Source organism: Caulobacter sp. FV1ye6ST, from assembly GCF_058681225.1.
Map to the genome: position 1 here is coordinate 4,405,043 of NZ_CM178733.1, position 17,032 is coordinate 4,422,074.

General features: G+C 67.0%; 20 protein-coding genes. 6 read left to right on the forward strand and 14 right to left on the reverse strand.

The features are described 5' to 3' along the window. Positions 1 to 36: 36 nt before the first annotated feature. From ACW175_RS20890 to purE, 7 genes are all read right to left on the reverse strand, one after another. Positions 37 to 1,593 carry an alpha-N-arabinofuranosidase gene (locus tag ACW175_RS20890; protein WP_492101859.1) on the reverse strand — a complete coding sequence of 519 codons (1,557 nt, stop codon included), beginning with the start codon at positions 1,591 to 1,593 and terminating at the stop codon, positions 37 to 39. 50 nt (positions 1,594 to 1,643) lie between these two features. Then, the gene (locus ACW175_RS20895; RefSeq protein WP_492101860.1) at positions 1,644 to 3,209 is read right to left on the reverse strand and encodes a sodium/sugar symporter; all 1,566 of its coding nucleotides are present in this window, start codon (positions 3,207 to 3,209) and stop codon (positions 1,644 to 1,646) included. A gap of 27 nt (positions 3,210 to 3,236) precedes the next feature. Further along, a complete protein-coding gene (locus ACW175_RS20900) occupies positions 3,237 to 3,869 on the reverse strand; it encodes a 2-dehydro-3-deoxy-6-phosphogalactonate aldolase (protein WP_492101861.1) in 633 nt (210 codons plus the stop codon). Beyond that, positions 3,856 to 4,788: a 2-dehydro-3-deoxygalactonokinase gene (locus ACW175_RS20905; RefSeq protein ID WP_492101862.1), complete on the reverse strand. Its 933-nt coding sequence runs from the start codon at positions 4,786 to 4,788 to the stop codon at positions 3,856 to 3,858. The genes ACW175_RS20900 and ACW175_RS20905 overlap by 14 nt, the downstream gene beginning before the upstream one ends. Beyond that, the gene (locus ACW175_RS20910; protein ID WP_492101863.1) at positions 4,788 to 6,524 is read right to left on the reverse strand and encodes an IlvD/Edd family dehydratase; all 1,737 of its coding nucleotides are present in this window, start codon (positions 6,522 to 6,524) and stop codon (positions 4,788 to 4,790) included. Before ACW175_RS20910 ends, ACW175_RS20905 begins: the two co-directional genes overlap by 1 nt. A gap of 234 nt (positions 6,525 to 6,758) precedes the next feature. Beyond that, on the reverse strand, positions 6,759 to 7,844 hold the full coding sequence (locus ACW175_RS20915; protein WP_492101864.1) for a 5-(carboxyamino)imidazole ribonucleotide synthase: 1,086 nt from the start codon (positions 7,842 to 7,844) through the stop codon (positions 6,759 to 6,761). 6 nt (positions 7,845 to 7,850) lie between these two features. Continuing rightward, on the reverse strand, positions 7,851 to 8,342 hold the full coding sequence (gene purE, locus ACW175_RS20920) for a 5-(carboxyamino)imidazole ribonucleotide mutase (RefSeq protein ID WP_492101865.1): 492 nt from the start codon (positions 8,340 to 8,342) through the stop codon (positions 7,851 to 7,853). A gap of 213 nt (positions 8,343 to 8,555) precedes the next feature. Here purE and ACW175_RS20925 point away from each other — a divergent pair, with 213 nt between their 5' ends. The 3 genes from ACW175_RS20925 (at position 8,556) to ACW175_RS20935 (ending at position 11,583) form a co-directional block, all read left to right on the forward strand. Further along, the gene (locus tag ACW175_RS20925) at positions 8,556 to 9,275 is read left to right on the forward strand and encodes a GGDEF domain-containing protein (RefSeq protein ID WP_492101866.1); all 720 of its coding nucleotides are present in this window, start codon (positions 8,556 to 8,558) and stop codon (positions 9,273 to 9,275) included. A 174-nt stretch (positions 9,276 to 9,449) separates the two neighbouring features. Then, positions 9,450 to 9,812 carry a response regulator gene (locus tag ACW175_RS20930; protein ID WP_492101867.1) on the forward strand — a complete coding sequence of 121 codons (363 nt, stop codon included), beginning with the start codon at positions 9,450 to 9,452 and terminating at the stop codon, positions 9,810 to 9,812. A gap of 67 nt (positions 9,813 to 9,879) precedes the next feature. Beyond that, positions 9,880 to 11,583, forward strand: coding sequence for a M61 family metallopeptidase (locus ACW175_RS20935; protein ID WP_492101868.1), 1,704 nt, complete (start codon positions 9,880 to 9,882; stop codon positions 11,581 to 11,583). Here the strand turns inward: ACW175_RS20935 and ACW175_RS20940 are convergent. The 3 genes from ACW175_RS20940 to ACW175_RS20950 all read right to left on the reverse strand — a co-directional run bounded on the left by ACW175_RS20940 (position 11,580) and on the right by ACW175_RS20950 (position 12,988). Beyond that, positions 11,580 to 11,801 (reverse strand): YdcH family protein, encoded by a 222-nt coding sequence (locus ACW175_RS20940; RefSeq protein WP_099581314.1) that lies wholly within the window; start codon positions 11,799 to 11,801, stop codon positions 11,580 to 11,582. The genes ACW175_RS20935 and ACW175_RS20940 overlap by 4 nt on opposite strands. Positions 11,802 to 11,879: 78 nt before the next feature. Then, positions 11,880 to 12,329 carry a TIGR02444 family protein gene (locus ACW175_RS20945; protein WP_492101869.1) on the reverse strand — a complete coding sequence of 150 codons (450 nt, stop codon included), beginning with the start codon at positions 12,327 to 12,329 and terminating at the stop codon, positions 11,880 to 11,882. 5 nt (positions 12,330 to 12,334) lie between these two features. Further along, positions 12,335 to 12,988, reverse strand: a complete 654-nt coding sequence (locus ACW175_RS20950) for a UbiX family flavin prenyltransferase (protein WP_492101870.1) — start codon at positions 12,986 to 12,988, stop codon at positions 12,335 to 12,337. A 130-nt stretch (positions 12,989 to 13,118) separates the two neighbouring features. Between ACW175_RS20950 and ACW175_RS20955 the strand changes: the two genes are divergently transcribed. Continuing rightward, on the forward strand, positions 13,119 to 13,292 hold the full coding sequence (locus ACW175_RS20955; RefSeq protein WP_099581320.1) for a YdcH family protein: 174 nt from the start codon (positions 13,119 to 13,121) through the stop codon (positions 13,290 to 13,292). Positions 13,293 to 13,374: 82 nt separating this feature from the next. Here ACW175_RS20955 and ACW175_RS20960 read toward each other — a convergent pair whose 3' ends face one another. From ACW175_RS20960 to ACW175_RS20975, 4 genes are all read right to left on the reverse strand, one after another. Next, the gene (locus tag ACW175_RS20960; protein WP_492101871.1) at positions 13,375 to 14,088 is read right to left on the reverse strand and encodes a DUF1013 domain-containing protein; all 714 of its coding nucleotides are present in this window, start codon (positions 14,086 to 14,088) and stop codon (positions 13,375 to 13,377) included. A gap of 152 nt (positions 14,089 to 14,240) precedes the next feature. Then, the gene (locus tag ACW175_RS20965; RefSeq protein ID WP_492101872.1) at positions 14,241 to 14,711 is read right to left on the reverse strand and encodes a PIN domain-containing protein; all 471 of its coding nucleotides are present in this window, start codon (positions 14,709 to 14,711) and stop codon (positions 14,241 to 14,243) included. A gap of 105 nt (positions 14,712 to 14,816) precedes the next feature. Then, positions 14,817 to 14,981: a hypothetical protein gene (locus ACW175_RS20970; protein WP_492101873.1), complete on the reverse strand. Its 165-nt coding sequence runs from the start codon at positions 14,979 to 14,981 to the stop codon at positions 14,817 to 14,819. 67 nt (positions 14,982 to 15,048) lie between these two features. Then, a complete protein-coding gene (locus tag ACW175_RS20975) occupies positions 15,049 to 16,023 on the reverse strand; it encodes an NAD(P)H-quinone oxidoreductase (RefSeq protein WP_492101874.1) in 975 nt (324 codons plus the stop codon). Positions 16,024 to 16,098: 75 nt separating this feature from the next. Here ACW175_RS20975 and ACW175_RS20980 point away from each other — a divergent pair, with 75 nt between their 5' ends. Beyond that, entirely contained in the window at positions 16,099 to 16,305 is a 207-nt protein-coding gene (locus tag ACW175_RS20980; RefSeq protein ID WP_492101875.1) for a DUF1192 domain-containing protein, read from the forward strand. A 213-nt stretch (positions 16,306 to 16,518) separates the two neighbouring features. Continuing rightward, positions 16,519 to 17,028, forward strand: a complete 510-nt coding sequence (gene rcdA, locus ACW175_RS20985; RefSeq protein WP_099581329.1) for a protease adaptor protein RcdA — start codon at positions 16,519 to 16,521, stop codon at positions 17,026 to 17,028. The last annotated feature ends 4 nt before the right edge of the window (positions 17,029 to 17,032 follow it).

Sequence of the window (17,032 nt, forward strand, 5' to 3'; positions counted from 1 at the left end):
CCGGACCGCGCAAGCCGCGGTCCGGCGGCGCCAGATCTAGTCGACGGCCACGACCACCACCGACTTGGACGGGATATCGAGCGTCAGCTTGTCGCCCGACAGCTTGGCGCCCTTGAAGGGCGCCGGCGCGACGACGGGTTTGGCGCCGAAGGCGTTCACGGCGTCCATCTTTTCGGCGGTCAGCACCTGGCCCGACACGGCCTTGGCCTTCAGCGCGCCCATCGCCACCGACAGCTTGACGCTGTCATCCGGCGACATGTTGGCGACGGCGATATAGGTCTTGCCGTCCTTGCCCTTGGCGGCCGAGGCGTTGAAGGCGGGGATCTTGCTGCCGGCCACGTCGATCTCGGGCGCGGTGACGTCCAGCGGGATCGCCGTCGAGTCCTGGAAGGGCGCGTACATCTTGTAGGCGTAATAGGTTGGCGTCAGGACGATCTGGTCGCCCCGGGTCAGGATCATCGCCTGCAGCACATTGATGGTCTGGGCGATGTTGGTCATCTTCACACGGTCGGTATGCCGGTGGAAAATGTTGAAATTGGCCGCCGCCACCACGCCGTCGCGCAGGGTGTTCATCTGGTAGAGGTGGCCCGGATTGGTGCCCGGCTCGACGTCGTACCAGGCGCCCCATTCGTCGACATAGAGGCCGATCCGCTTGGTCGGATCGTTCTTGTCCATGACCGCGATGTGCTTCTGAAGCAGGTCCTCCATCCGCAAGGTCTGGGCGAAGGTCTTGCCCCAGGCGGCCTTGTCGAAGCCGGTGGCCGCCCCCTTCTTGGACCAGTCGCCGGTCGGGATCGTGTAGTAGTGCAGCGAGATGGCGTCCATGAACCGACCGGCGTTCTTGGTGACGACATCGGTCCAGTTGACGTCGAACGCGTTCGCGCCTGACGCCACCCGCATGGCCTTGTTGTCGTCGTTCTTGTGGAAGAAGGCCGAGAAGCGACGGTATTCGTTGGCGTAGTACTCCGGCGTCATCTCGCCGCCGCAGCCCCAGCTCTCGTTGCCGATGCCGATGAAGGGGACGTTGAACGGCTTGTCGCGGCCGTTGGCGCGGCGCTCCTGAGCCAGGGTGTCGTCGCCCGGCGAGACCATATACTCGATCCACTCGCGCATCTCTGTCGGGTCCGACGAGCCCATGTTGATCGAGACGTAAGGATCGGCGCCGACCTGCTCGGCGAAGTCCATGAATTCATGGGTGCCGAAGGCGTTGGTCTCGGGCGAGCCGCCCCACCAGTTGTTCTTGCGCGAAGGCCGCTTGTCGCGCGGGCCGATGCCGTCGCGCCAGCGGTACTCATCGGCGAAGCAGCCGCCCGGCCAGCGGATCACCGGCGCATGGATGTCCTTCAGGGCCGTGACGACGTCGGTGCGGATCCCGCGCACGTTGGGAATCTTCGAGTTCGTTCCCACCCAGACGCCGTCATAGATGCCGGCGCCGAGGTGCTCGGAGAACTGGCCATAGATGTAGCGCGAGATCGGCGCCCCCGGCTGATCGGCCTTCAGGGTCGCATTGGCCGTCAGTTCGCCGGCGAAGGCCGAGCCCCCGAGGACGACCGTCGCCAGCGCGGCGCGGAAAAGCAACTTGATCTCAGACATGGGCAACTCCTTGAGGTCGCGTGATCCCAACCGGGGCGGCGTCGAACGGATCACCACCACACCGCGTAGAGCGCGATCAGGATCACGATCACGCCCAGGCCGGCGATGTTGAAGCCCCCTGTGGTCTTGTAGGTGACGCCGTCCAGCGACACGACATTGACCGCCTTCTTCTGGGGCGCGACCAGCGAGACCATGACCGCGGCGGCCAGGGTCAGCAGGAACACCAGGCCCACGCGGTTCATGAACGGGATCACGAACACGCCCAGCTTGTCGGCGACGAAGAAGGCGCCCGACAGGGCCGCGCCGCCGATCGCCGCCACCAGGGCCGAGGCCGTGGTGGCGCGCTTCCAGAACAGGCCCAACATGAAGATCACCACGATCCCCGGCGTGAAGAAGCCGGTGAAGTCCTGGATGAACTGGAACGCCTGCTCGGCCTTGCCCAGCAGCGGCTTGGCCATGAGGATGCCGACGATCACCGCCGCGACGGCGGTGATCCGACCGACGGTGACCAGATGGCGCTCGCTCGAGCCGGTCTTGACCTTGGCGTAGATGTCCAAGGTGAAGATGGTGGCGATCGAGTTGATCTTGGCGGCCAGCGACGCGACGATCGCGGCCACCAGGGCGGCGAACACCAGGCCCAGCAGGCCCGGCGGCAACAGCTTCATCATCTCCGGATAGGCCTGATCGGGCTTGGCCAGGCCGGGCACGAGCACCAGGGCGGCGATGCCCGGCAGCACCACGATCACCGGCATCAGCAGCTTGAGGTAAGCGGCCAGGGCGATGCCCTTCTGGGCCTCGGTGATGTCCTTGGCCCCCAGGGCGCGTTGGATGATGTACTGGTTGAAGCCCCAGTAGCTGACGTTCATCACCCACAGGCCGCCGAACAGCACGGAAAGGCCCGGCAGGTCCTTGTAGTGCGGATTGTCGCGCGACAGGATCATGTCGAACTTGTCGGGGAACTGGACGGTCAGCTGGTGGAAGCCGGCCATCAGGTCGCCGCCGCCGATCTTGCTTAGTGACAGGAAGACGATGATCAGGCCTCCGGTGATCAGCAGGGCCACCTGGACGATGTCGGTCAGGGCCACGGCCTTCAGCCCGCCCCACAGCTGATAGGCCAGGGCGAAGACGCCGATGATCACCAGGGCGGTCATCTGGTCGACGCCGGCCACGGTGTGGATGGCGATCGAGCCCAGCCACAGGATCGAGGTCAGGTTCACGAAGACGTAGAGGATCAGCCAGAACACCGCCATCACGTTGCGGACGCTGGGCCCGTACCGCTGCTCCAGGAACTGCGGCATGGTGCTGATGTTGTTCTTCAGGAAGATCGGCAGGAAGAACTTGCCGACGATCAGCAGGGTCAGGGCCGCCATCCACTCATAGGAGGCGATGGCCAGGCCCAGGGCGTAGCCCGAGCCGCTCATGCCGATGATCTGCTCGGCCGAGATGTTGGCGGCGATCAGCGACGCGCCGATCGCCCACCAGGGCAGGGCCTTGCCGGCCAGGAAGTAGTCGTTGGAGTCCTTCTGCTTGCCGCCCTTGTCGCGGGAAACCCACTGGGCCAAGCCGAAGATGGCGACGGCGTAGATCGCCAGGATGACGAAATCGATGGTCTTCACGTGTTCCCCCCCAAGGGACGGTTATTCTTATTGGGCTTGAGCGTTCCAGGCGGCGACCAGGGCGACGGCCCTCTGGCCGACTTCCTCTGGCGTGTAGCCGGGACGATAGAGCTCGCCGCCGACGCCGATGCCGGCCACACCGGCCGTCAGCCAGGGCTCCAGATTGGCCGCCCCCACCCCGCCGACGGCGTAGACCAGGATGTCCTTGGGCAGGACGTCCTTGACGGCCTTGATGTGGCTGGGACCAAAGCTGCTGGCCGGATAGAGCTTCAACGCCTTGGCGCCCGCCTTCACGGCCGCGAAGGCCTCCGACGGCGTGGCGAAGCCCGGCATGGCGGTCAGGCCCAGCGCCACGGCGCGCGCGATGACCTCGGGATCGGTGTTGGGCGTAACGATCAGCTTGCCGCCGACCGCGGCCACGTCATCGACGGCCTGGGCCGTCAGCACGGTGCCCGCGCCGCACAGGGCGACATCCCCATAGGCTTCGCAGAGCCGGCGAATGCTCTCCAGCGGCTCGGGCGAGTTCAGCGGCACCTCGATGGCGCGCACGCCGGCGTCGACCAGGGCCTTGGCGATGGCCACGACCTCGTCGGGCTTCACGCCGCGCAGGATCGCCACGATGGGCGGGGGACGGCTGGCGGCGGCTTCAGGCGAGGACATGGAACTCACTGTTGTTCTGGGGTGAAAGCACCGAAAGGCCGGCCAGCACGGCGCTGTCGCCATCGACAGCCACGGCGCGGCCACCCTGGGCGGCGATGGCCTGGCCATAGAAACCGTTGAGGGCCGGAGCCCCGACCAAGGTCACCTCGCCAAGCGCGCCGAACCATTGCCGCGCGGCGGCCGCGTCGGCGCCGATCAGCAGGCCGGACAGAAATCCCATGGCGTCGGCGGCCGGCAGGGCGTCCAGAAGTTGCCGGGCGCGGGTCTCGAACAGCAGGTGCGGCAGCATGGCTGGCCCCTTCTCCGCGATCCGGGCCAGGCCCATGGCGAAGCCCTTGTCCGAGCCCTGGACATCGGCGCCGACGCCGGCCGCCAGGGTCGAGTGCTGGCGCAGCAGGGCGAAGGTCTCGCCGACCGGCGCGGTGAGGAAGTTGGTGATCGCGCCGTCATCGACCACGGTCCACTTGCTGTGGGTGCCGGGCAGGACCAGCAGATGGCGGCCCTGCTTGAGGGCTGGATCGAGTTCGAGGGCGCCCAGAATCTGGGTCTCCTCGCCGCGCATCACATCGGGACCGCCCAGCGGATTGACGCAGGACAGGCCCGGGATAATCGACACCGGCAGGCCGTCAGCCTCGATCTTCAGCACCCGCGCGCGCAGGTCGCCGGCCGTGGCCGGGCAAGGGGCGTAGGGCGCCTCCGCCCAGCCGATGCGCGAGCCGACCATGCCGCACAGGATCGCGCCCGAAGGCCGCGCCTCGCGCCAGTCGCCGACCAGGTCGAGGAAGGTCTCCCGCGGCGTCTTGGTCAGGGCGCTGACGCCGGGACCGTCGCGACGATCCAGCACGCTCTTGCCCTGGCGCAGGTAAAGCCGCAGCCGCGAGGTGCCCCAGTCGCCGAAGATCGAGACGGACGGATCCATCAGTGGCTTTCACGGGTGACGACCGAGCCGGACGCGCCGACCAGGAAGTCCAGGTCGCAGCCCTTGTCGGCCTGCAGCACGTGGTCGACATAGAGCTTGGCGTAGCCGCGCTTGTAGGTCGGGGCCGGGCGGTCGGCGCGCCAGGCCTCCAGGCGCCGCGCCATCTCCTGATCGGAGATGGCGATGTTCAGGGCGCGCGTGGGCCCGTCCAGGGTGATCACGTCGCCAGTGCGCACCACGGCCAGGGGTCCGCCGGCCTCGGACTCCGGCGAGACGTGCAGGATGACCGTGCCAAAAGCCGTTCCGCTCATCCGCGCGTCGCTGATGCGGACCATGTCCTTGACGCCCTTTTCCAGAAGCTTGGTCGGAAGCGGCATGTTGCCGACTTCGGGCATGCCCGGATAGCCCTTGGGACCGCAGCCCTTGAGCACCAGGATCGACGTCTCGTCGACCTCCAGGTCCGGGTCGTCGATGCGGGCCTTGAAATCCTCGATGGTCTCGAAGACCACCGCCTTGCCCGTGTGCGTCAGCAATGCAGGGGTCGCGGCGCTGGGCTTCACCACCGCCCCGCCCGGCGCCAGATTGCCGCGCAGCACCCAGATGCCGCTGTCGGGCTTCACGGGCGCCTCGAGCGAGCGAATGACCTCGGCGTTGAACACTTCGGCCTTGTCGTATTGATCGCCGATCGCCGCGCCCGAAACGGTCAGAGCCTCCGGGTTCAGGAACGGGGCCATCTGCTTCATCACCGCCGGCAGGCCACCGGCATAGTGCAGATCCTCCATCAGGAAGCGGCCCGACGGCTGCAGGTCGACGAGCAGGGGCACGTCACGCGAGAGGTTGTCGAAGTCCTCGAGGTCCAGCTTCACGCCGAGACGTCCGGCCAGCGCCAGAAGGTGGATGACGGCGTTGGTCGAGCCGCCGATGGCCGCGTGGACGCGCAAGGCGTTTTCGAAGGCGGCGCGGGTGGCCACCCGCGACATGGTCAGGCCATCGTGGACCATCTTGACGATCGTTCGGCCCGTATGGTGCGCCATGGCGGCCCGGCGGGCGTCCACGGCGGGGATCGAGGCGTTGTAGGGCAGGCTCATGCCCATGGCCTCGACAATGGCCGCCATGGTCGAGGCGGTGCCCATGGTCATGCAGGTGCCCGGCGAGCGGCTCATGCCGCTCTCGGCCGACATGAATTCCGGCAGGGTCATTTCACCGGCCCGGACGGCCTCGGAGAACTTCCACACGTCAGTGCCAGAGCCGATGTCCTTGCCGCGGAACTTGCCGTTCAGCATCGGGCCCGACGAGACGACGATGGTGGGCAGGTCGACGCTGGCCGCGCCCATCAGCTGGCCGGGCGTGGTCTTGTCGCAGCCGCCCAGCAGCACGACGCCGTCGATTGGATTGCCGCGGATCGACTCCTCGACGTCCATGGCCAGCAGGTTTCGGAACAGCATCGCCGTGGGCCGCATCTGGGTCTCGCCCAGCGACATGGCCGGGAATTCCAGGGGCAGACCGCCAGCTTCCCAGACGCCGCGCTTCACGTGCTCGGCGATGTCGCGCAGGCCGGCGTTGCAGGGGGTTATTTCCGACCAGGTGTTGCAGATGCCGATGACCGGCCGGCCGTCGAACACGTCATCGGGCAGACCCTGGCTCTTCATCCAGGAGCGGTGAATGAAGCCGTCGCGATCCAGTTTCCCGTAAGTACCGCTACTGCGCAGGCGCTTGCCTGCGTTACCGTCGCCCATTTCCATCCCCAATAAGGCCGAGGCCGACCATTTTGGGGTCTATTTATAATATAATAAGTACAAAGGCAAATCGTTCGTCGGCGCGCGGTGCCGCTCGCCCTCCTCTCAGGGGACGTTCAAGGTCGTTGGAAGCGTCATCGGCGGTCCGCGCCTGTCCGCTAGGTCCGCCGCTTTGCGCCCCTGAGTCTCAAGGCCGGAATGACGAGGAAATAGGAATGGGCGCCGCGGCGCCGACTAGTCCCGCAGCGGCCGCAACCGGTTCACATGGCCCATCTTGCGGCCCGGGCGGGCCTCGCCCTTGCCGTAGAGGTGGACGCGGGTTTCCGGCTCGGCGGCCAGCTTGCGCCAGGCGTCGACGTCGGCGCCGAGGAGGTTGGTCATCTCGACATGATGGTGCGGGTCCGTCGGGCCCAGCGGCCAGCCGGCGACGGCGCGGATGTGCTGCTCGAACTGGTCGACCTCGCAGCCGTCCTGGGTCCAGTGGCCGGTATTGTGGACGCGCGGGGCGAACTCGTTGACCAGCAGCTTGCCGCCGGCCAGCTCGAACAGCTCCACCCCGATCACCCCGACATAGTCCAGCGCCGTCAGGATCTTGATGGCGATGGTCTCGGCCTGGTCGCGCGTGGCGCCGGTGACCTTGGCGGGGGCGGAGGTGCGCTTGAGCACGCCGCCCTCGTGGTGGTTCTCCGACAGCGGATAGCAGGCTATCTCGCCGTCGCGGCCGCGCGCGGCGATGACGGACAGTTCGCGGCCGAAGTCCGCGGGGGCTTCCAGGATGGCGGCGCGCCGGCCGATCTTCTCGAACGAGGCCTCGGCGTCGGAAGCCTTCTGGATCCAGGCCTGGCCCTTGCCGTCATAGCCGTCGCGGCGGGTCTTCAGCAGCGACGGCGCGCCGATCTTGGCCACAGCGGCGGCCAGGCTCTCGCTGTCGTGGACCGGGGCGAAGGCCACGGTGGGCACGCCGATCTCGGCCAGGAAGCTCTTCTCGATCACGCGGTCCTGAGCGGCGGCCAGGGCCTTGGCGCCCGGCGAGACCACCGCGCCGAGCGAAGCGAGTTCAGACACCGTATCGGCCGGGACGTTCTCGAACTCGTAGGTGACGACGTCGCAGGCCTCGGCCAGGCGCTTCAGCGCCCAGCGGTCGTCATAGGCGGCCACGATCTGGCGGGCCGCGACGCGGCCGGCCGGCGCGTTCTCTTCCGGGTCCTGAATGACGACGTCGAAGCCCAGGCGCGCGGCGGCCTGGGCCAGCATCCGGCCCAACTGGCCCCCGCCGAGGATGCCGATGGTCGAACCAGGAACGAGAGGGAACTCAGCCATGTGTTCTTAGTCCTCGACGCTCTCGGCGACGCTGTCGGTCTGGGCCTGGCGGAAGGCCGTCAGGCGCTGGTTCAGGGCCGGATCCGAGAGGGCCAGGATCTGGGCGGCCAGCAGGCCGGCGTTCTTGGCCCCCGCCTCGCCGATCGCCAAGGTCGCGACGGGGACGCCGCCCGGCATCTGGACGATGGAGAGCAAGGAATCGAGGCCGCTCAGCGCCTTGGACCGCACCGGCACGCCCAGCACCGGCAGGTTGGTCATCGAGGCGGCCATGCCCGGCAGGTGGGCCGCGCCGCCGGCCCCGGCGATGATCACCTTGTAGCCGGCCGCTTCCGCGCCCGTGGCGAAGTCGAACAGGCGCTGTGGGGTGCGATGAGCCGAGACGACCTTGGCCTCGTAGGCCACGCCGAGAGCGTCGAGCGCGTCGGCGGCGACCTTCATGGTCGGCCAGTCCGAGCGGCTGCCCATGATGATGGCGACGGGCGGCGGGGTCGAAGTCATCGGCGTCGTCTCTTTTCGGCGAGCGTCGGAAAGCCGCCCCGTATGCGGGTCCGCCCGCTGCGGCAAGCCCAAAACGACACAAAACGTTCCGTGGTCGCCTTTAGGATGGACGCGTCGATCCGCGCCTGCGGCTTATCGGCGCCCCCGATTGCGTCGAACGGCGTTCCCGTTAACCTTAATGCTAGCTGTGCCATAACGATTCCCTGTGAACTCATGAAGATCTCCGGCGCCCGAACCGAACCTTTCGCCGCTATCCGCAAGCGCGCCCTGGCCCGGGCTGGCGCGCAGGTCGCGGCGCGTGAGGTGACGACTCCAGACAGCGCCGCCTTCCTGGGCCTGTCGGAAACCGACATGACCCCGAAGGTCATCGAGGCGCTGCAGACCTTGATGAGCGAGATCGACGACCTGCGGAACGAGGTCGCCATGCTGAAGCTGCGCCTGAACGAGGCGCAGGGCCTGGCCGACATGGACGTGCTGACGCCGGTGCTGAACCGCCGGGCGTTCCTGCGCGAGATGAAGCGGGTCTCGGCCTTCGCCCAACGCTACGGCTCGCCGGCCAGCGTGGTGTTCTTCGATCTCGACAACTTCAAGGCCGTCAACGACCGCTTCGGCCACGCCGCCGGCGACGAGGCCCTCAAGGCCGTGGCCAAGCGCCTGCTGGCCAATGTCCGTGAGAGCGACATCGTGGGCCGCATGGGCGGCGACGAGTTCGCCGTGCTACTGGCCCAGGCCGACAACGAGACCGCCCTGTCCAAGGCCCAGAGCCTGGCCGACGCCGTCCGCTCCGTGCCGGTCGAATTCGGCGAGTGGTCGGCCCCGCTGCACATCTCCTATGGCGTGCGCGAGATCCAGCCGGGCGCCGATCCCGAAGAAGCCCTGGCCGAGGCCGACGCGGCCATGTTCGTGCGCAAGCGCAAACAAGCCTCCGCCTAAAGCATCCTTGGCGCTTTCAGCGGTTGGGCGTGGCGGGGCCGGAACCGCGCGCACTTGCGGCTGCCGCGCTTGACGAAACAACCGACGGTGATGCGACCTTTCGCACCGGGACTCTGGCCGGCCGGCCGCGCTAACTGCTCTTCACGATCTGTTAAGCATGAGTGGGCGCGGCGAATGCAACGTATTTTGATCGCTGAGGACGATCCGGTCCTCTCGATGATCTACCAGATCACCCTCGCCGAGGCCGGCTTCGACGTCCTGCTGTGTCAGGATGGCCAGGAAGCCTTCGAAGCGCTGGACCAGTTCAAGCCCGATCTGGTGATCACCGACCATGCGATGCCGCGCATGAGCGGCGGCGAACTGGTCAGCGCCGTGCGCAAGGCCCGCCCCGGGGCCGCCACCCTGATGGCCTCGGCTATCGACGGCCGCCTACTGAAAGACGATCAGCACGCCGACGCGCGTCTGGAAAAGCCGATCACCCCCGGCCGCCTGCTGCGGGCGGTCCGCGACCTGGAAGCGACCCGGATCGCCGCGTGACGAAACTTTAAGCTGACCATCCCCCAGCGGCGCTCCTAGGGTGCGCGCCGACTTGGGGGAACGTCGCTTGATCACCAGAGCCCTACTGTGCGGCGCCGCCGCATTCGTCGCCGCGCCGGTCCTGGCCGCGACGCCTTCGATCGACACCTACCGCCTCGCGCCGGTCATCGAGAACGGCAAGGTCACGGCCCTGTCGGTGACGATCACCCTGCCCGCCGACGCCGATGGCGAGACAAGGTTGCGCGTGCCGCAGGACTGGGGCGGCGGCGAGAAGCTCTGGCGCTTCATCAAGGACCCCGTCGTCACTGGCGGGACGCTGTCGCGCCCCGACGAGAAGACCTGGACGATCAAGTCCAAGCCTCGCGCGCCCCTGACCGTCCGCTATCGCGTGGTGAGCGCCTATGACGGCCAGCCGCCGGTCGACAGCCCTACCTATGGCCAGCCGATCGTCGGGCCCGACGGCTTCTACGTGATCGGCCACACCGTCTTCGTGACGCCCGAAGGCCGCGATGACGACAAGGCGCGCCTTGCCTGGGATGCGGCGGGCTCGGGCCTGGTCTTCGCCTCCGACCTGGAGGCTCTGGGCCGCGAAACGGGAACGGTCAACGCCATCAGCGAAAGCGTCGCGGTGGCCTACAAGGACCTCACCATCCTGGAACGCGACGCCGCCGGCGCGACGCTGCGGCTGGCCGTGCGCGGCGAGTTCGGCTTCACGGACGCGGCCTTCGCCGACATGGCCGCCCAGACCATCACGACCAGCCGCGCCTTCTGGGGCGACGGCAAGGAGCCCTTCCTGATCACCCTGGTCGATCAGGACGGCCCGCCCGGCTGGACCTCGTATCGCGGCACGGGCCTGGGCGACGCCTTCGCGGTGATCTCGACCCGCAACGTCCCCCTGAATGACTACAAGCTGTTCCTGGCCCACGAATATTTCCACACGTGGAATTCCAACCGCATCGGCGGCCTCAAGGACGGACCCGAGGAGCCGCTGGGTTATTGGGTCAGCGAGGGATTCACCGACTACTACGCCCGCAAGCTGTCGCTGCGCTCGGGCTTCATCGACCTGGAGACCTTCGTCGTCGCCTGGAACGCCGCGCTGGAGGCCTACGGGACCTCGCCCGGCCGCGCCCTGCCGAACGCCGCGATCGCCGAACGCTTCTGGAACGACAAGGCCGTGCACAAACTGCCTTACCAGCGCGGCGCTCTGGTGGCGTTGCTGCTGGACAACCGGCTGAAGCCGAGAGGCGGCCTCGACCCCGTCATGCTGGCCATGCGCGACCATGCCAAGGGCCGAGACCCCGCCGAGTGGGACCACGCGGCCGCCAACCTGCTGCCGCGCATCGTCAAGGCCCGGACCGGCGTCGACCTGACGCCCGAGATCGACCGCTGGATCACCAAGGGCGAGCCGATCGTCCTGTCGCCCGACGCGTTCGGCGGCTGCCTGACGGTGGAAGGGGTGAGCCGCCCGGACTTCGACGTGGGCTTCGACGCCGACGCCAGCGCCAAGACCGGGGTGATCACCGGGGTGAAACCTGACGGTCCCGCCTATGCGGCCGGCCTGCGCGACGGCATGAAGCGGCTAGGGCGCCAGGGCGGCAAGCCCGGGGACAGCTCGGTCGAGATCGCCTACATCGTCGCCGACGGCGAGGGACAGCGCACGATCCGCTTCAAGCCCGAGGGCAAGGGGATGCTGAACTTCCAGCGGGTCCTCCTGCCCAAGGACCTGACGCCCGACGCCCGCGCGGCTTGCGTGAAGGCCGTCGCCGGTTAAGCGATGATGTCCGGGGTCAGCTGGTCTTCCAGCCGGCCAATCTCGTCCTTGAGGGCCAGCTTCTTACGCTTCAGGCGGGCGATCTGCAGCATGTCGGGCTGATAGCGCTCTTGCAGGGCCAGTATGGCGTCGTCGAGGTCCTTATGGTCCTCGCGCAGGAGGCCAAGCCGACGTTCGATCGAAATGTCGGTGTCTTCCGACGGATCATCGTCGTTCATGGACTTAAATCTCAGGTGGGCCCCGGTAGGGATTTAGATAGCAAAGGCTGACGAGCCGTAAAGGCGCTCAGCTTGACGTTATTCAAGCGCCGTCGCCAGCTTTTCCAACGCGGCGCGGCGCGGCGGGTCGCCGGAAGCTTCAGCGGCGGCGACAAGGCCGTCCAGCAGCGGCGCGGGAGGGCCCGCCGGACCGCTCAGGGCCTCCAGACTTTCCATGAGAACCCGCTCGCCCTTCAGTTCGACGGCCTTCACGGCTTCGCGGAAGGCCTCCTTGGCGGCGTCGTCGACCGGAGGGCGCGACGGCTTCAGCGCCCGGCGCACGCCCCGCAGGGGCGCGCCGACCTCGGCGTCCCAGGCGCGCATCACCTTGGCTGCGTCCTTGAGATCGGCCGCACGCCCCTCCCCCGCCATCCAGGCGGCCCACAGCAGGTAGGGAACGTTCTGCCCATGGGCGTCCTGCAAGCTCAGGCACGCCTCCGCGACAGGTTGACGCGCATAGGCCTCGAGGGCCCAGTCCCACAGCCGCATCGCCGTTAACCTTCCTCGCCTTGGACGTCCTTGCCGGAGAGGACCTCCCGGATGGTCTCGAGATCCTCGCCCCAGCGCTTCACGGGCCGCCAGGAGAGGTCGAACAGGTCCAGCACCCGCCCCACCGACTGGTCGACCATCTCGGCGATCGTGGCCGGCTTGGCGTAGAAGGCCGGCAGCGGCGGGGCGATCACCGCGCCCATCTCGGCCAGCTTGGTCATGGTCCGCAGGTGGCCCAGGTGCAGCGGCGTCTCGCGCACCATCAGCACCAGGGTCCGGCGCTCCTTCAGCGTCACGTCGGCGGCCCGCGTCAGCAGCGAGGACGTTACGCCCGTGGCGATTTCGCTCATCGTCCGCACCGAGCAGGGCGCGATGAGCATCCCCAGGGTCCGGAACGAGCCCGATGCGACGGCCGCCCCAATGTCGCTCACGCGATGGACAACATCCGCCCGCTCATTGAGCTCGCCGATCGACTGGCCGGTCTCCTGCCGCAGGGTCAACACCGCCGATTTCGACACCACCAGGTGGCTCTCGACGCCCAGTTCGCGGCACGCATCCAGGGCCCGAACGCCGTAGACCACGCCGGAAGCCCCTGAAATTCCAACCACCAGCCTGGGACGCTCATGGGTCCGATCGGTGGTCTTGGGAGCATCGGTCATGGTGAATTTTCGTCCGCCTTGGGATTGAAATTGGCGACGTCAAGCGCGGCCGCTTGCAATCATATGTGATCTGACAGCGCCGCGCAGCGGGTGTTCACTTTCTTCTCCAACAGCAATGGAGCCGAGAGCCATGGCCATCGAATCCCGTATCCGCGAGCTTGGATCCCGTCACGAGGTCCTTGACCGCAAGATCCAGGAGGAGACCAGTCGACCGGGTAGCGACGGAACGGCGCTTAGAGACCTCAAGCGTCAGAAGCTTCGGCTGAAGGAGGAGATCGAGGGCCTGAGGGCGCGACTTCACTAGCTGCTGAGAGGCAGCCGAAAAACGAGAGGCCCCGCTCCAGCACGGAACGGGGCCTCTGCTTTTTTCAGCTCGGAAGCGAGGCTTAGTCCTCGTCGTCCTCGTCCACATAGGCGCCGGCCTTGCCGAACACGTCCTCGGCCTTGAGGTCGCCGCGCTTGGCGCGGAAGTCTTCTTCCTCTTCCTCGACCTCGGGCTCGAACTGGCCGCCCTCCGAGGCGGGGCGCAGGGTCGGGTCTTCCGGCAGGATGCCCTTCTTCAGGTCGTCCTTGGCCTTCTTCTCGGCGGCCTTCTTGACCAGGGCGTCCAGCTCCAGCTGGCCGATCAGGCCCAGGGTCACCGGATCGATCGGCTTGATGTTGGCCGCGTTCCAGTGCGTGCGCGCCCGGACCTGCTCGATCGTGGCCTTGGTGGTGCCGAGGATCTTCGAGATCTGGGCGTCGGTCACTTCCGGGTGGTGGCGCAGGAACCAGGCGATGGCGTCCGGACGGTCCTGGCGGCGCGACACCGGGGTGTAGCGCGGAGCCTTCTTCTGCGGCTTCAGCAGCTCGGCGTGACGGCTGACCTGAGCCTTCATGCGGTAGTCGTGATTGGCCTGGGCCTTGTCCAGCTCTTCGCGGGTCAGCTGGCCGTTGCCGATCGGGTCGGCGCCGCGGATGTCGCGCGCCACTTCACCATCGGCGATGCCACGCACTTCCAGCGGGTGCAGGCCGCAGAAATCGGCGATCTGCTCGAAGCTCAGCGACGTGTTGTCCACCAACCAGACGGCGGTCGCCTTGGGCATCAGAATGTCGGACATGCGGTCCTCCAGAAATGACGGCGCCCGGCCTTTCGGCCGGGCGGGATGTTGATGAACGCTATAATCCGCTTCTGGAGAAAAGGGAACGGGGGACTAAGCGGTTCCTGGGCTGTTCTATTGAACGATGAGGAGCTTCAGTATGTCCACGGCCGCTACACGCCGTGTTCTTCCCGTAGGTGATTGAAGTTCACCGCGTCCCGCCCCGCGCGGACCGCGTGAAGGTACAGATCCAGGTCTGCCGTCAGGATCACCATGCCTTCGCCCGCTAAGTGCGAGATCGCGGCATCGGTGAGGCCGAGACGGAGGAACGCCGGATGATCGACGGCAAGAGATGAAGGAACGTAGTCCTCCCGCATCTTTTTCAGCATCTGGCCAAAGTGTTCCGACAGCGCGCCGCGCAGCGGATCACTAACGCCCTGTCTCAACAGATTGGAGGTTTCAGCGGCCGTGTTCGGCGTCACGACGATCTCGCTGGCCTGCCCTAAAAGCAGCAGAAGAAGCTCGAAGGCCTCGTCAGAGTAGGCTCTGAGTCTGCCATGCCTACCAATCGCGGCCTTGTTCGCCGTCCCAACGACGAACAATAGAAAAAGATTGGTATCGAGAAGTACGGGCCTCGGCGCCAAGTCAGGCAGCGTCTCGCGCGGTCATGGATAAGACCCGCCCGTCATCATTGCTGATGGTGAGCACCTTGAAAGTCCTTGCGGCTTCCACAGTGCTCAGCAAAGCCGTTAGAGCGGTTTTGGCCGTGGTCCAAGGCCTTGAGAAACCAACTTCCACGCGTCGGCCTTCTCATCGAACACGATTTCCTCGAGACCGATGTTCGTCGGTTGCTCGTCGGAGAAGATGTCGGCGACGTATTCCTTGGCCTTTGACACCGCTTCTTTGACGTTCAATGCGGCCTCCATGCACCCAGATCGGTCAGCAAATCTTAGCCGCGGATCGCCCGAACAGCCATAGCCCTCAAACCACCAGCACCACCTTGCCCACGTGCTCCCCGGCCTCCAGGTGCGCGTGGGCCTTGGCCGCGTCCGCCAGGGGGAAGGTCGCGTCGATCAGCGGCTTGACCTGTCCCGCCTCGATCCAGGGCCAGACCACGCGCTCGACCTCGGCGGCCAGGCGGGCCTTTTCGTCGGCCGAGCGGGGCCGCAGGGTCGAGCCGGTGATCACCGCCCGCTTCTGCATGATCTTCATGACCGGCACTTCCAGGATCGGCCCCGCCAAGCTGGCGATATAGACGATGCGTCCGCCCACGTTCAGGGCATCGAGGTTCTTCTCGAAATAGCTGGCCCCGACCATGTCGAGCACGACGTCGGCGCCGCCGGCGGCCTTGACGATCGCGGCGAAGTCCTCGGTCTTCGCATCGATGGCGACGTCGGCGCCCAGGTCCAGGGCCTTGGCCTTCTTGTCGGCGCCGCGTCCCGTGGCGATGACCTTGGCGCCCGCCGCCTTGGCCATGGCGATGGCGGTTGTTCCGATTCCGGACGTTCCACCGTGAACCAGCAAGGTCTCGCCGGCCTTCAGGGCGCCATGCTCGAACACATTGGCGAAGACGGTGAAGACGGTCTCCGGCAGGGCGGCGGCGTTGACGAGGTCAAGGCCCTTGGGGATAGGCAGGGCGTGGCGGGCGTCGACCACCGCGTATTCGGCATAGCCGCCGCCGCCCAGCAGGGCGCAAACCTTGTCGCCGACCTTCCAGCGGCCGGAACCGATGACGACCTCGCCCGCGACCTCCAGGCCCAGGGTCTCCGGCGAGCCCGGGGGCGGAGGGTAGTACCCCATGCGTTGCAGCAGGTCGGGACGGTTCACGCCCGCGGCGGCGATCTTGATCAGGATCTGCCCAGACCCCGCCTCGGGGCGCTGGACCTCCACGGGTTTCAGCGCCTCCGCCGCGCCCTTGCCGCCTTCGATCGCGATCGCGGTCATCGTTCCGGCCATGCCCGGGGTCCCTCTCATGCTTGCCTTGGACCCTAGGTAGGCGTCAGATGGCTCGCGGAAAAGGGAGAGAAGCCGATGTTCGAAGAGCCCTCGGAGCCTCGCGCCTTCAACGGACACGCCTTGAGCCAGACGACCCATGAGGACCTGGAGGTCTACGGCGTCGCCGAACTGGAGGAGCGCATCGCGGCCCTGCAGGCCGAAATCGAGCGCACCAAGACCCAGCTCGCCAAGAAAAGGGCTGGCCGAGACGCCGCCAATGCGCTGTTTGGTCGCCTGGACTAAGGCTTATTTTAAGGTTTCGGTGAGGTTACTGACGTCTTAAGCGGTCATCCGCCTTCTGACGCCTTTCTGGTTTTCGCGCGCTGGGCGCGCCGGGTGAGTATGGTCGATCGAAGGGGGTGGGTCGCAACGGGACGGCGAGTTCTGGCACGGGGGTTGCACTCCCCTTCGCCAAGCGAGACGTCCTCGCGGCCTTTCGAGGGGCATTGAGTAGCTATGACCGAAGTGAACGCGTTCGCGGACACGCCTTGGCGCGCTGGAGTGATCCAGGACTTCGCGCGATCGGAACTGTTCGACCGCACGTTCGAGGAAGGCATGCAACTGGTCGAGGAGACCGCCGCCTATCTCGACGGCGCGGGCCGGCATGACAGCAAGATCCTCTCCCGCAACGCCGCCCTGGGCTACGCCACCGAGAGCATGCGCCTGACCACCCGCCTGATGCAGGTCGCCTCCTGGCTGCTGGTCCAGCGCGCGGTGCGCGAGGGCGAAATGCCGCCGGAAGCCGCCTGCGCGGAAAGCTATCGCCTGGGCGAGGAGGCCGCGGGCGAACCGCCGGCCATCGAGGAGCTGCCCTTCGGCCTGATGAACCTGCTGCAGCGCTCCGAGCGTCTTTACGAGCGGGTCCGCCATTTGGACCGCCGCATGTACGTGGAATCGCCCAACGAAGAGGCCCCACGTCCCGTACAGGCCCAGTTCGAACGCCTGGCGGCTGCGTTCGGGGGCTGAGGCG